Annotated in this window: 12 protein-coding genes; 7 read left to right on the top strand and 5 right to left on the bottom strand. The window is 72.0% G+C overall.

Features of this window, described 5'->3' with window-relative positions; genetic code table 11:
• Positions 1-28 precede the first annotated feature (28 nt).
• From ACFWBB_RS08980 to ACFWBB_RS08965, 4 genes are all read left to right on the top strand, one after another.
• Entirely contained in the window at positions 29-883 is an 855-nt protein-coding gene (locus ACFWBB_RS08980) for an SDR family oxidoreductase (RefSeq protein ID WP_385268657.1), read from the top strand.
• A 155-nt stretch (positions 884-1,038) separates the two neighbouring features.
• The gene (gene rarD, locus ACFWBB_RS08975) at positions 1,039-2,187 is read left to right on the top strand and encodes an EamA family transporter RarD (protein WP_385268655.1); all 1,149 of its coding nucleotides are present in this window, start codon (positions 1,039-1,041) and stop codon (positions 2,185-2,187) included.
• 178 nt (positions 2,188-2,365) lie between these two features.
• Complete coding sequence (locus ACFWBB_RS08970) at positions 2,366-2,851, top strand: VOC family protein (RefSeq protein WP_385268653.1); 486 nt, start codon at positions 2,366-2,368, stop codon at positions 2,849-2,851.
• Positions 2,852-3,108: 257 nt separating this feature from the next.
• The gene (locus ACFWBB_RS08965; protein ID WP_385268651.1) at positions 3,109-4,062 is read left to right on the top strand and encodes a M28 family metallopeptidase; all 954 of its coding nucleotides are present in this window, start codon (positions 3,109-3,111) and stop codon (positions 4,060-4,062) included.
• 106 nt (positions 4,063-4,168) lie between these two features.
• On the opposite strand, the gene ACFWBB_RS08960 is transcribed toward ACFWBB_RS08965, so the two are convergent.
• Positions 4,169-5,929 carry a tetratricopeptide repeat protein gene (locus tag ACFWBB_RS08960; protein WP_385268649.1) on the bottom strand — a complete coding sequence of 587 codons (1,761 nt, stop codon included), beginning with the start codon at positions 5,927-5,929 and terminating at the stop codon, positions 4,169-4,171.
• A gap of 216 nt (positions 5,930-6,145) precedes the next feature.
• Here ACFWBB_RS08960 and ACFWBB_RS08955 point away from each other — a divergent pair, with 216 nt between their 5' ends.
• From ACFWBB_RS08955 to ACFWBB_RS08945, 3 genes are all read left to right on the top strand, one after another.
• Positions 6,146-6,649, top strand: a complete 504-nt coding sequence (locus ACFWBB_RS08955; RefSeq protein WP_385268647.1) for a hypothetical protein — start codon at positions 6,146-6,148, stop codon at positions 6,647-6,649.
• A 113-nt stretch (positions 6,650-6,762) separates the two neighbouring features.
• Positions 6,763-8,085 carry an amidase family protein gene (locus ACFWBB_RS08950; protein WP_385268645.1) on the top strand — a complete coding sequence of 441 codons (1,323 nt, stop codon included), beginning with the start codon at positions 6,763-6,765 and terminating at the stop codon, positions 8,083-8,085.
• Between the two features lie 178 nt (positions 8,086-8,263).
• A complete protein-coding gene (locus ACFWBB_RS08945; RefSeq protein WP_385268643.1) occupies positions 8,264-8,848 on the top strand; it encodes a flavodoxin family protein in 585 nt (194 codons plus the stop codon).
• On the opposite strand, the gene ACFWBB_RS08940 is transcribed toward ACFWBB_RS08945, so the two are convergent.
• The 4 genes from ACFWBB_RS08940 to ACFWBB_RS08925 form a co-directional block, all read right to left on the bottom strand.
• Positions 8,849-9,886 carry an ABC transporter permease gene (locus tag ACFWBB_RS08940; RefSeq protein WP_385268641.1) on the bottom strand — a complete coding sequence of 346 codons (1,038 nt, stop codon included), beginning with the start codon at positions 9,884-9,886 and terminating at the stop codon, positions 8,849-8,851.
• On the bottom strand, positions 9,873-10,841 hold the full coding sequence (locus tag ACFWBB_RS08935) for an ABC transporter ATP-binding protein (RefSeq protein ID WP_385268638.1): 969 nt from the start codon (positions 10,839-10,841) through the stop codon (positions 9,873-9,875). Before ACFWBB_RS08935 ends, ACFWBB_RS08940 begins: the two co-directional genes overlap by 14 nt.
• An 89-nt stretch (positions 10,842-10,930) precedes the next feature.
• The gene (locus ACFWBB_RS08930; RefSeq protein ID WP_385268637.1) at positions 10,931-12,220 is read right to left on the bottom strand and encodes an outer membrane lipoprotein carrier protein LolA; all 1,290 of its coding nucleotides are present in this window, start codon (positions 12,218-12,220) and stop codon (positions 10,931-10,933) included.
• Between the two features lie 505 nt (positions 12,221-12,725).
• Complete coding sequence (locus ACFWBB_RS08925) at positions 12,726-13,736, bottom strand: polyprenyl synthetase family protein (protein WP_385268635.1); 1,011 nt, start codon at positions 13,734-13,736, stop codon at positions 12,726-12,728.
• Between the last annotated feature and the right edge of the window lie 147 nt (positions 13,737-13,883).

Below are 13,883 nucleotides of genomic sequence, written 5' to 3'. Positions count from 1 at the left end.
CGCCCACCCCCACTAGGAGTTCCTGAGCATGAGCATCGTCGTCACCGGAGCCACCGGACACCTCGGCCGCCTCGTCGTGGAGCAGTTGCTGGAGAAGGTTCCGGCGGAGCAGATCACGGCCGTCGTGCGCGACGAGGCCAAGGCCGCCGACTTCGCGGCCCGCGGCGTGAAGCTCGCCGTCGCCGACTACAACACCCCCGAGTCCTTCGGCAGCCTCTTCGCCTCCGGCGACAAGGTGCTGCTGATCTCGGGCAACGAGTTCGACAAGGGCCGCCCGGCACAGCACCAGGTCGTGATCGACGCCGCGAAGGCGGCCGGAGTGGCGCTCCTCGCGTACACCAGCGCGCCGGGCACCCTGAGCGCGGCGCTGGCGGACGACCACCGCGCCACCGAGAAGGCGCTGCTCGCCTCCGGTCTGCCGTACACGCTGCTGCGCAACGGCTGGTACCACGAGAACTACACCGAGAACCTCGCGCCGGTGCTGGAGCACAACGCCGTCGTCGCCGCCGCCGGTGAGGGCCGGGTCTCCTCCGCCTCCCGCGCCGACTACGCGGCCGCCGCCGTCGCCGTGCTGACCGGCGAGGGCCACGAGAACAAGACGTACGAGCTGGGCGGCGACGAGGCGTGGAGCCTCGCCGAGTACGCGGCCGAGCTGAGCAGGCAGACCGGCAAGGAGATCGCCTACAACGCCGTCCCCGGCGAGGTGCTCGTCGGCATCCTGACCGGCGCCGGGCTGCCCGAGGCGTTCGCCACGATCCTGGCCGGTGTGGACGCGTCGATAGAGAAGGGCGAGCTGGTCGTCGTCAGCGGCGACCTGTCGCGCCTGGCAGGCCGCCCGACCACCCCGCTCGCCGAGGCGATCACGGCCGCGCTCAAGGGCTGATTCTCCCCGGGAGCCCTCGCGCTGCCCTGCGTCGAGAGACCCCTGCCTGCACCACCCCTGCCTGTCATGACCGTATGGCGATACGGACATGACAGGCAGGGGTGTCCGGCGTTACCTTTTCGTCCACGCATGCCTGCCGTGAGAAGGAGGGGCCCGTGGCCGGGACGTCGAGGAGTGAGGGCCGGACAGGCCTGCTGAACGGTCTCGCGGCATACGGGATGTGGGGGCTGGTCCCCCTGTTCTGGCCGCTGCTCAAGCCGGCCGGGGCGATCGAGATCCTCGCCCATCGCATGGTGTGGTCCCTCGCCTTCGTCGCCGCCGCGCTGCTCGTCGTACGGCGCTGGGCGTGGGCCGGTGAGCTGCTGCGGCAGCCGCGCCGACTGGGGCTCGTCGTGATCGCCGCGGCCGTCATCACCGTGAACTGGGGCGTCTACATCTGGGCCGTGAACAGCGGGCACGTCGTCGAGGCCTCCCTCGGGTACTTCATCAACCCGCTGGTCACCATCGCGATGGGCGTGCTGATCCTCAAGGAGCGGCTGCGGCCCGTGCAGTGGGCGGCGGTCGGCGTCGGCTTCACCGCGGTGCTCGTCCTGACCATCGGCTACGGCCGTCCGCCGTGGATCTCCCTCACCCTCGCCTTCTCCTTCGCCACCTACGGACTGGTGAAGAAGAAGGTCAACCTCGGCGGGGTCGAGTCGCTGGCCGCCGAGACCGCCATCCAGTTCCTGCCCGCGCTGGGCTACCTGCTGTGGCTGTCCGCGCACGGCGGCCTCACCTTCGCGACCGAGGGCACCGGACACGCGGCCCTGCTGGCCTCCACCGGCATCGTCACCGCGCTCCCCCTCGTCTGTTTCGGCGCGGCGGCGATCCGCGTGCCGCTGTCCACGCTGGGCCTGCTCCAGTACCTGGCGCCGGTCTTCCAGTTCCTGCTCGGCGTCCTCTACTTCGGCGAGGCCATGCCGCCCGAGCGCTGGGCCGGGTTCGCGCTGGTGTGGCTGGCGCTGGTGCTGCTCACCGGGGACGCGCTGCGCACCTCGCGCCGAGGGGCCCGGGCACTCGGCCCCGAGACCGCCCAGCTCACCGGGCTCGGGGTAGCCACCGGGACCGAGGTGGCCGGACCGGCAGGTCCGGCAGGCCCGCCTGGCTCCGCCGGCGCCGGACGGGAGGCGGAAAGCGTGACCTCCGGCGCCACCGGTGCCGCCCGTGTCTCCGGTGCCGCCCGTGTCTCCGGTGCGCCTGGCGCCTCGGGCATGCCCGGCGCTCCGGCTTCGGAGGCGGGAACCGCTCCCCTCGCCAAGCCGTAGTCCACCCTCACCGCCCCCGCCCCCCTCGCCCCCCTCACCGAAACTCGACAGCGCCCGCCGCCGCTCGACAGCACTCGACAGGGCTCGCCTGCGCTCGCCGGCATCGGATCGGGGCCGTGCCGCGTCGCGTACGGCGTGCGGGAGGCCGGGCCGGGGCGGGGCTGCTAGAAGTGACCGCATGACCGAGACATCTGGAGTACCCGAGGCACGGCCCACGCCCGTGCACTGGAAGCTCGTAGTCGACTCCGCCGACCCGCACGCGCAGGCTGATTTCTGGGCAGGCGCGCTCCACTACGAGGTCGAGGACAACAGCGCGCTCATCGAACGGCTGCTGGAGCTCGGCGCGCTGCCGGGGGCGGCGACGGTGGAGTTCCACGGCCGCCCGGCCTTCCGTGCCCTGATCGCCGTACGCCACCCCGACGACCCGTACGACCCCGACAGCGGGACCGGTCTCGGGCGGCGGCTGCTGTTCCAGCGGGTGCCGGAGGCCAAGACGGTGAAGAACCGGCTCCACCTCGATCTGCATCCCGGTGCGGAGCTGCGCGCCGCCGAGGTCGAGCGGCTGACGGCACTGGGGGCGAGTGTGCTGGGGGAGGTGAGTGAGCCGTCCGGGCAGTGGGTGGTCATGGCGGATCCGGAGGGCAACGAGTTCTGCGTGCATTGAGAGACCGTGCAGCGAGAGACGCGCATGGAGAGACGCGCGTCGAGGCATCGCGAGACGCGCTTCGAGACGCGCGTTGCTGGAAACGGGGGGCTTCATGGGCCTTCGGTATGTGAACCCGCTGTCCGGATAGCGCTCTTGACGGAGTGTTGACCACGGCTTCACCATCCAGTCACCCCATTCACTGTGGATTACCTGTGGGCGTCCAGGTGTTCGACGGTCGCTCACGGGTGTCCCCCTGGAATTCGGAGCCCCCCACCATGAAGCTCCCCGTTTCCGGGCGCGCGACGGCCACCGCCGTCTTCGCGGCCATCACCCTGCTCGCCACCGGATCCATAGCCGGGGCGGCGCCCGCCCCCGGTTCCGGGACGATCGCCGCCGCTCCCGACCTCCCGGTGGCCAACGTCAAGGCGCACCTGGCCCAGCTGCAGTCCATCGCCACCGCCAACGGCGGCAACCGGGCGCACGGCCGTACCGGCTACAAGGCCTCGCTCGACTACGTGAAGGCCAAGCTGGACGCCGCCGGATACACCACCAACATCCAGCAGTTCACCTCCTCAGGCCGCACCGGCTACAACCTCGTCGCGGACTGGCCCGGCGGCGACACCGGCCAGGTCGTGATGGCCGGATCCCACCTGGACTCGGTGACGGCCGGGGCCGGGATCAACGACAATGGCTCCGGCTCCGCGGCCGTCCTGGAGACCGCACTGGCCGTGGCCAGAGCCGGCTACCACCCCACCAAGCACCTGCGGTTCGGCTGGTGGGGCGCGGAGGAACTGGGCATGGTCGGATCCCGGTACTACGTCAACAGCCTTTCGTCGGCGAACCGGGCGCGCATCAGCGGCTACCTCAACTTCGACATGATCGGTTCGCCGAACCCCGGTTACTTCGTCTACGACGACGACCCGGCCATCGAGAAGACCTTCAAGGACTACTTCACCGGCCTCGGCATCCCCACGGAGATCGAGACCGAGGGCGACGGCCGCTCCGACCACGCTCCGTTCAAGAGCGCGGGCGTGCCGGTGGGCGGCCTGTTCAGTGGCGCCGACTACATCAAGACGGCGGCACAGGCGGCCAAGTGGGGCGGTACGGCAGGACAGGCCTTCGACCGCTGCTACCACTCGTCCTGCGACACCACGGCGAACATCAACGACACGGCCCTGGACCGCAACGCGGACGCGCTCGCGTACGCGATCTGGGCCCTGTCATCCTGATCGGCCGTTCGGCTGATCGGCCCTCGTGAACGACTGTCCTCGTGAACCGGCTGTCCCTGTGATCGGCTGTCCCCGTGATCGGCTGATCAGCCGATCAGCCGGGTCGCTACGCGCCCGACTTGCGGGCGCGTTCGGCCAGCCGGAGCATGCGCGCGCGGGCCGACTCGAGCTCCTCGACGTCGTCGGCGGCCGGCCCCTCCTCGGTGATGAGCTCCGTCCACAGGCCGAGGAGTTCGGTCCCCAGGTTCAGCCCCTGGAAGGGGTCGCGTACGGCACGCCAGGCCGCCGCCGCGCTCTGGACGTTGCCGTACGCGGCCTCCGCGTCACCGGCCCGGCGGTGGATGCGGGTCAGGTCGAGGGAGACGTGGAAGGCGCGCAGTGGATCGCCTGCCAAGTAGGCGATGTATGCCGTGAGTTCACGCATCCGGAGCACCTCTGGGTGCTCCGGGCCCAGCGTCCCGGACGCCTCCAGCACGGTTTGCTCGGCGAGCGCGGCCGCCGCGTCCGTCCGGCCCGAGCGCACCGCCTCGTTGATCCGCGCGTTCGGTTCCGCGAGGAGGGCCGGGGCGCTCCCGTCTCCGTGCAGGGTCCGGGGGTCGTCTCCGAGCACCGCCTCGGCGACGGCGTCGAAGCCGCGAGCGGGGGTCGGCTTGGGGCCGGGGTCGAGCTCGAAGGCCGAGTCGGAGATGAGGCCGTCGGGGAGAAGGGGGGTGAGCGCGGGGCCGAACGAGGGGCTCGGGCCGGAACTGGGGGTTGGGGTGGAGGCAGGGGTCGGAAGCGGGAGCGGGAGCGGGATGGGGGCCGAGGCGGAGATGTGGGCCGGCATCGGGGTCGGGGTGGAGACCGGGCTCGGGGTCGGGGTGGAGACCGGGCTGGGGGTCAGGGTCGGGGCGGAGGCCGGGGTCAGGGTCGAGGTGGGGGTCGAGTCCGGGTTCGGCGGCTCGTCCATCGTCGGGGGCGGGCCGAACACGCCGGTCGGAGCGGTGACCGTGCCCGGGGCCCGGGTGTCCCCCGCATACGTGAGTGCCGGCTGTGGTGTCTGCTCGGTCTCCGGCTCGGACACCGCGCGCAACGGGAACGTCGGGGCCGGGTCCCGCACCGGCTCGGGCACCTGGCGCAGGAGATGCGTGGCCTTGTCGCGTCGCGCCTGAGCGGACTGCTCGTCGTCGGCGGACGCGGGCGGGCCGGCCGGCGTGGGCGCGTCAGGGGGTGCGGCCAGGTCGGCGAATGCGGGCGTGCCGACGGGCGTCGGCCTGTCGGTCGGTGTCACGGCGGATGCGGGTGCGACAGCGGACGCAGGTGCGACAGCGGGTACGGGCGCGTCAGCGGATGTGGGCGCGTCCGCAGGCGCAGGCATGTCACTGCGCGCGTCGGCGGCCAGGGGAACGCCGGTGGAGGCGGGAACGCCCGGGGAGGCGGGAACACCGGTTGAGGCGGGAACACCGGTTGAGGCGGGAACACCGGCGGGGGCGGGAACGCCCGTGGAGGCGGGAACGCCGGTGGGTGGTGCAGGGCTCTGCGGGTCCGGTGCCGTCTCCTCCCGTGGCGCCGACGCGGCCGCGGGCATGCGCGAGGGCTCCGCCGTGAAGTGGCTGGACCCGTCCGGGTCCACGCGCAGGGCGACGACGAAGCCGATGCGTTCGTCGTAAACCGTGGCGCGGACCGGGTGTCCGGTGGCGAGGGCGATGCGGTGCAGGTGGCTCAGGACGGCGCGCTGGATCTCCTCGCCGTCGATCGCCACGACGGGTACGCCGCCTATCGTCGCCGTCCCACCCCCGCGGACGTGGACATCGAGCGGTGCCACCACGGCGGCCGTGTGGCCGGCGTGCTTCTGTTCCCGCTTCTTCTCGCGGCTGAGTCGAGACATCGGTTCCTCACTCGGATGCGTCGTCACGATCCGGTCGTCCAGGCACGCGTACGTGTACACGTACTGTTGAGTCTCTCCGAGCGCTCCCGGTCCGCACGTCACCACGACGTCACAGCCTCGTTCCAGGAACCCACGCCCCGCTTTCGGGGCGGCTCCGGGACCACCAGGATCAGGGGCGTCGCGGAGGGACGGCGACGACTGGGAGGAACGCGGGTCATGCGGACGACGGACGGGCAGCGCGGGCCGGAGATCTGGATCCGCGGGCCGGTGTCCGCACCCGATCCGGTGCCGATGCCGTACGCCTCCACCGCCGCACCACGGCGCTTCTCCTGGGTCGCCACGCACGGCGGGGCCGGCGGTTCCACGCTCGCCGCGGTCTACGGCGGCCACGACTGCGGCCGCGCGTGGCCCGGCCCGGCTGATCCCCCGTCCGTGCTGCTGGTGGCCCGTACCCATGCGGCGGGGCTGGCGTCCGCCCTGCGGGCCGTGGAGGTCTTCCGGCGCGGGGAGGCTCCGCGCGGGCTCGACCTGGACGCCGTGGTCCTCGTCGCGGACGCACCGGGCCGACTGCCCCGGCAGCTCGTCCAGCGGATGCGGGTGATCGAATCCGTCATAGACGTGTACCGCGTCCCGTGGGTGACGAACTGGCGCCTCGGTGACCTGGGCGGGAACCCGCCACGCGGGACGGAACCACTGTCCCGGCTCACCGGGGCCCGCTGAGCAGCCGCGGTGGGACGACGACGGGGTGAGGGGTGAGGACCGGGACCGCACAGGGGCCGTGGCCGTGGCCGGGGCCGGGCGCCGGGCCCGGGTTCCCGGAATGGCCCCCGGCCGTGGAGATCGCCGCGGCCGTGCGGGCGGGGCGGCTGCCGGCCGTGGACGTGGTCGGCGAGGCACTCGGGCGGATCGCGCGGGTCGACCGTTTCCTGTGTGCCTTCGCCGAGGTGTGGGCGGAGCGGGCGCGGGCGTGGGCGCGTGAGGTCGACGCACGGGTCGCCGCGGGGCAGTGGCTGCCGCTGGCCGGGGTACCGATCGGCGTGAAGGGGCGTCACGGGTTGCGCGCGGCGGGCCCGCTGGTCGCCGCCGGATGCGTGCCGGTGGGGGCGACCGCCGTACCGGGCCCCGGCACCCCCTGGCAGACCTGGGGCCTCGGCGCCCACGGACGTACCGTCAACCCCTGGCGCGCCGACCGCACCCCGGGCGGCTCCTCGGCCGGGTCCGCGGCCGCGGTGGCCGCCGGCCTGGTCCCCCTGGCTACCGGCAGCGACGGCGCGGGCTCGGTTCGGATCCCGGCCGCGTGGTGCGGCGTCATCGGCCTGAAGGCCACGAACCGACGCCCACCCCCCGGCGCGAGCCGCGCGCGTGGTGCGGCGCCCGCCTCACAGAACCGTACGGGGTTGGCGGCACCCGGCGTACTCGTCCGCCACGCGGCGGATGCCGAGGCGTACTGGCGGATCATGGCACCGGGGCCGGAGAACGCGTCGCCGCCCCGTCCCACGCCCACACCCACGCCCCCACCCTCTCCGTCCCCCTCACCCTCACTCCCGGCATCAGGAGTGCCTGCTGCGGGTCTCGCCTCGGAAGCTCACGCGCGCGTGGGCGGCCACGGGGAGGCGGGCGAGGGGACGGTGGAGGGAGGCGAAGGAGCCGTTCCCGCTCCGCCCCTCGCCGTCTTCTCCGCCGACCTCGGCTTCGCCGCTCCCGACCCCGGGCCGCTCACCCTGGCCCGTGCCGCCGCCGGCCGTCTCGCCGAGGCCGGTGCCGTACGGCTGCTGCCGCCCTCCGGCGCGCCCGCTCCCTCGCCCCCACGCCTGGTGGACCCCGCCCCGGCCTGGCTCGCGCTGCGCACCCCGGGCTCGGACCTCCGCGCGGCAGAACGGGTCCGGAACGTCAACGACCGCCTGCTGGCCGACTTCTTCGCCCGTGCCGACCTGCTGCTGACCCCTACGACCCCGAACGCCGCACACGGTCACGAAGGCCCGGGCGACCGCTACTCGACCGAGCTCACCTGGGCGTTCAACCTGAGCGGGCATCCGGCGATCAGCGTCCCGGCGGGGATCGGCGCCGACGGCTGTCCGGTGGGCTTGCAGATCGTCGCGGCACACGCATGGGAGATGGCGCTGCTGGCAGCAGCCCGAGCCGCTCAGACGGCTTGAGCCGACCCAGCCGCTCACGCCGGCTCATGCCGGCTCATGCCCCGCATACCGCTCATGCCGCTCATGCCGCTCATGCCGTTCGAGCCGATGTCTCCGCCGACCCTCGACACATGGTTGCGCACGCATATAATGCAGATGCAGAATATCGTCGCACGCCGACTACCTGGGGGACCGAATCATGAGCCGTCGCAGTTTCCTGTTCGTGTTGGGCAGCAGCCGTTCGGACGGCAACACCGAGTTGCTGGCCCGCGCGGCCGCCGAACAGTTGCCCTCCGACGTCGAGCAGACGTGGATCAGCCTGGCCCGGGACCCGCTGCCCGACTTCGAGGACCAGCGGCACGACACCGACCGCGTCCGCCCCACCGAGGGCAGCCCGGCACTGCTGCTCGACGCCACGCTCGCCGCGACGGATCTGGTGATCGCGTCCCCGCTGTACTGGTACTCGGTGTCCGCCCAGACCAAGCGCTACCTGGACCACTGGGCGGGCTGGCTGCGCACCCCCGGCCTCGACTTCAGGGCGACGCTCGCCGGACGCACCCTCTGGGGGGTCACCGTGCTCGCGGACGACCAGCCGGTGGTCGCCGATCCGCTCGTCGGCACGCTCAACAACTCTGCCGCGTACATGGGGATGTCGTTCGGCGGGGTACTGCTCGGCAACGGCAGCAAGCCCGGTGACGTTCTCAAGGACGCGGAGGCGCTGACGCGCGCGAAGACGTTCTTCGCGAGGGAGGCGCCGCCGGCCCGCTTCCTGTACGAAACCTGACTAGGCCGTGATGTCCTTCGTCGTGAAGCGCGCCCAGGCCGCCGACCCGAACACGGCCGCGTACAGGGCCTGGAGGCCGAGGTTCTTCTCCAGGTCGTCCCAGTAGACGGGTTCGCGCATCAGGTCGGCGAAGGACAGCCAGTGGTGTGAGAAGAAGTACGGCTGCAACGCGTGCAGTTGGGGGATCTGGTCGAGGATCTGGACCGTGATCAGCAGGCCGACCGTCGTGGCCATCGCCGCGATACCGCTGCTGGTGAGCGTGGAGACGAACAGACCGAGCGCCGCGATGCCGATCAGCGAGGCGGCGACGACCAGGGCCATCAGCAGTGCCCTCAGCAGCCCGTCGCCGAAGCCGATCCGGGTGCCGGAGATCGTAGTCAGGTCACCGAGCGGGAAGAGCAGCGCCCCGACGGTCAGCGCCGAGATCGCGACCACGAGCGTGGCCACCAGGCAGAAGATCATGACGGTCGCGTACTTGGCCAGCAGCAGGCGGGTGCGGCCGGCGGGCGCGACAAGGAGATAGCGGAGCGTGCCCGCGTTGGCCTCCCCGGCGATCGAGTCGCCCGCGACGACACCGATCGCCATCGGCAGGAAGAACGGCAGGGTCACGGCCAGCGCGGTGAAGACCAGGAAGAGGCCGTTGTTGGTGACCTGGGAGATGAACGCCGGCCCCGCGCCGCCGCCGCCTCCTCCTCCGCCGCCACGACCACCGGACGAGCCGTCGCTCGTCTCGATCTTCACGGCGATCCCGACCAGGACCGGAACGGCCGCCAGCACGCCCAGCAGCGCGAGGGTCCGCCAGCGCCGGAAGGTGGTCAGCAGTTCGCTGCGCAGCAGTCCGAAGGTCCAGGTCCAGGACCAGGACCGGTCCGACGTCGGTGTCGTGTGCGTCCCCGTCTGCGTCCCCGTCTGCGTCCCCGTCTGCATCGGCGTCTGCGTCCCTGTCTGCGTCCCCGTGTGCATCGGCATCGGCTTCTGTGAGGAGGGGTCCGGGCTCGGGGAGCCGTTCCGGTCGTCCACGGTGTCAGCCCGCGACATCGAATCCCTCCCCCGTGAGAGCCACGAACGCGTCCTCCAGAGAGGCACGCTCGACGGCGAAGCCGCGGACGCGGACGCCCGCCGTGACCAGTGCGGCGTTCAGGTCGGCGAGCTCGCGGTCGGGGAGCGGGGCCTCGGCACTCACGCGGTCCTCGCCGAGGACGACATCCTCCGCGCCCTGCTCCTTCAGCACCCGGGCCGCGTCCGCCGGATCCGGGGTCGTCACCACCAGGCGGTCTCGGGTGCCCGCCGCGAGGTCGGCCACCGGCCCCTGGACGAGCAGCCGGCCCTGCGCCATCACCGCCGCGTGCGTGCACACCTGCTCGATCTCGTCGAGCAGGTGCGAGGAGAGGAAGACGGTCGTGCCCTCCGCCGCCAGCTCCCGGATCAGCGAGCGGATCTCACGCATGCCCTGCGGATCCAGGCCGTTGGTCGGTTCGTCGAGGACGAGCAGACGGCGGGGCTGGAGCAGGGCGGCGGCGAGGCCCAGGCGCTGCTTCATGCCGAGGGAGTACGCCTTCGCCTTCTTGCCGGCGGCGGCGGTCAGGCCCACCCGCTCCAGCGCCTCCGTGACCCTCGCCCGCCGGGTGCGTGGATCGGCGGTCGGGTCGGCGGCGTCGTAGCGGAGCAGGTTGTCGCGACCGGAGAGGAACCCGTAGAGGGCGGGTCCCTCGATGAGGGTCCCGACGTGGGGCAGCACGGCGCGCGCGGCCCGCGGCATGGGTTGCCCCAGGACGCGGGCCGAGCCGGCCGTGGGCTCGATGAGCCCCATCAGCATGCGGATGGTGGTGGTCTTGCCGGAGCCGTTGGGACCGAGGAAGCCGAAGACACTGCCCGCCGGGACGGTCAGGTCGAGACCGTCGACGGCGAGCTGTCCGCCGCGGTAGCGCTTGGTGAGGGCGCTGGTGCGGATCACCGCCTCGTCGTCCTCGGGCTCCCTCACTGGCTCCCCCATCGACTTCACCCGCCGCACCCGCCGCTCTTGCCGCTCTTAGTGCTCTTAGTGCTCTTGCTGATCGCAGTGCTCTCAGCGCTGCCGCTTCCCTACTTCGCCGCGTTCGCCGCCTTCACCAGGGCGTCCTTGGTGACCGCGCCGGCGTAGACCTTGCCGTCGTCCGTGATCAGGGCGTTGATCAGACGGGTGGAGAAGACGGTGCCGGAGCCGAACTTGCCGGCCACCTTGTCTCCGAAGGAACCGAGGAAGCCGCCGAGGTCACCACCGGCCTCGGAACCCGAGGGCACGCCCTCGCCGCCGGTGTCGAAGGTGGCGACGGACGTCCAGCCCTCACCGAGGACCTTGAGGCCCTCGATGCCCTCGGCGAAGCCGTCGGGGCCGTTCGAACCCTCGAGGCTCTTGGCGAAGTCGTCGGACTTGCCGGAGCGTCCCGGTGCTGTCCCGTCGGCCTTACCCCGGTCGGCCTTGCCGGCCTCGTCGCCCTCGGTGACCTTCGCGCCCTTGGGGGCGGTGAAGTCGAAGGTGGACGCGGCGGGCCTGGAGAAGTCGACCTGGGTGAAGCCCGCGTCCACGACGGCGGCGCCGCCGCTCGCCGGGGTCAGCGTGAACTTCAGCGGCAGGCCGGTCCTCGCGTCCACGGCCACGGTGATCGCGCCGACCGTGGAACCGGACTGCTTCGGCTTGACCAGCAGCTTGTAGGCGTCGCGACCGGCGACCTGGACGGTGCCGTCGACGGTCACCGAGGTCGTGTCGTCGACCGCCTTCAGGGCGTCCTCGGTGAGGTCCTTGGGCGTGGCGGGGACGGGGGTCTCCGCCTTGCCTGAGCCCTTGCCGGAGCCCTCGTCGGCGGTGGAGTGATAGACCTCGTTGGAGGCGCTGTCGTACCCCCACACGTTCTTGCCGTTGTGGATGACGCTGTACTCGGCGGCGTTCTCCAGCAGCGAGAGCTTCTGCCGGTCGGGGCCGTCGGCGGCGACGCGCAGGGTGTGCGTGCCGGTGGCGAGCTCGGTCAGCTTGGTGGACGGGTCGGCGGACGAACCGTCGCCGCCCTGCTGGGTGGCCCCGGAGAGGAGCCCGCTCTCCAGTCCGCCGAGGTCCGGCAGCCCGAGATCGGTCGTGATCTTCACTGTCCCCGACAGCTGCTGTACGTCCGATGCGGCGATCTTGTCGAGGAGCTGCTGCGCGGTGATCTTCGGCAGGTCGGGGTCGCCGGAGTCGGCGAGTGCCGGGACCAGACCGATCGTCGCCGCCGCGACACCGATCACGGTGACCGGGACGATGTACCGCGCCGCCTTGCGCCGTCCGAGGCGCAGGTCGTCGGCCTCCCCGCCGGTCGGCTCCCCGCCGGTCGTGGTGTCGTCGGATGCCTTCGGTGCCATGTGTGCCTTACCTCCGTCGTCGGCGGCGGCTGGTCATCTCACGCGTTAACGTCCCCACCCCAAGCCGCCATTCTCACCCGAATCGGTGAGGAGTGGTGTTTTCCGTGGTTCCCATCTGACCAAATCAGCCACTGGGAAGCGTCAGCCCGAGGGCTCAACTCCACATACGCCTGCGGTATGACACGAAGCTGACGAGGCGGCACCCGACCCGTAGGGGTCACCGCACCCCTACGGGATCACCGGACCCGCACGGGGTCACCTGATCCGCAGGGATCGCCGGGCCCGTACGGGATCATCGGACCCGCACTCGGATCGCCGGACCCGCACCGGATCACTGAAGCCGCACGGGGTCACCTGATCCGCAGGGATCGCCGGACCCGTAGGGGATCAACGGACCCGCACGGGGATCACCGAGCCCATGGAGATCACTGATGCCGCACGGGATCACCGAGTTCCCGGGGATGATCACCGGACCCGTAGGGATCAGAGGTGCCGGGGTCCGGGGTCAGCCTGCCCGGTGGACCACCGCGTCGCAGAGTTCCATCAGCGCGGCCTTCGCGTCGCACTCCCGCAGCGGTGCCAACGCGGACCGCGCCTCCTTCGCGTACCGCACGGTGTCCCGACGGGCCTGCTCCAGCGCCGGGTGGGCCCGGAGCGCCTCCAGCGCCTCGGTGTGCCGGGCGTCGTCGCTCAGGTCGGAGTCCAGCAGCTCGCACAGGGCGATGTCCTCGGGCAGCGACAGCCGCGCCGCCCGCTCCCGCAGCCGCAGCACGGGCAGCGTGGGAACGCCCTCGCGCAGGTCCGTCCCCGGCGTCTTGCCCGACTCGTGCGAGTCGGACGCGATGTCCAGGACGTCGTCCGCCAGCTGGAAGGCGACGCCGAGCCGCTCCCCGTACTGCGTCAGCACGTCGACGACCGTCTCGTCGGCGCCCGACATCATCGCCCCGAACCGGCACGCCACCGCCACCAGCGAGCCCGTCTTGCCGCCGAGCACGTCGAGGTAGTGCTCGACCGGGTCCCGCCCGTCCGTCGGCCCCGCCGTCTCCAGGATCTGGCCGGTGACCAGCCGCTCGAACGCCTCCGCCTGCACCCGCACCGCCTCCGGCCCGAGATCGGCCAGGATGTGGGAGGCACGCGCGAAGAGGAAGTCACCAGTGAGGACGGCGACGGAGTTCCCCCAGCGGCTGTTCGCGCTGGACACCCCGCGCCGCACGGCGGCCTCGTCCATCACGTCGTCGTGGTACAGCGTGGCCAGGTGGGTCAGCTCCACCACCACGGCCGACGGCACGATCCCCGGCGCGTACGGGTCCCCGAACTGCGACGCGAGCACCACGAGCAGCGGCCGGAACCGCTTCCCGCCCGCTCGTACGAGATGCTGGGCGGCCTCCGTGATGAACGGGACCGCACTCTTGGTGGCCTCGAGCAAGCCTTCCTCGACAGCCGCCAATCCGGCCTGGACATCGGCTTCCAGAGCCTGGTCCCGCACGCTCAGCCCGAACGGCCCGACGACGGTCACGAGGGGTCTCCTGTCTGCTGGTGTCTACTGGCGATTACGCGGTTTGTCGATAGGTCTCTGCCATCACTCAAGTCAGCGTATCCGGTCACGTTTCGATCACCGATAGCCCCCACGTCCCCCGGGCTCGAATGGGCTCGCCCAGGAGGC

It is taken from the genome of Streptomyces sp. NPDC060000, from assembly GCF_042737375.1.
Classification (GTDB): domain Bacteria; phylum Actinomycetota; class Actinomycetes; order Streptomycetales; family Streptomycetaceae; genus Streptomyces.
This window is presented reverse-complemented; position numbering and strand designations above follow the sequence as displayed.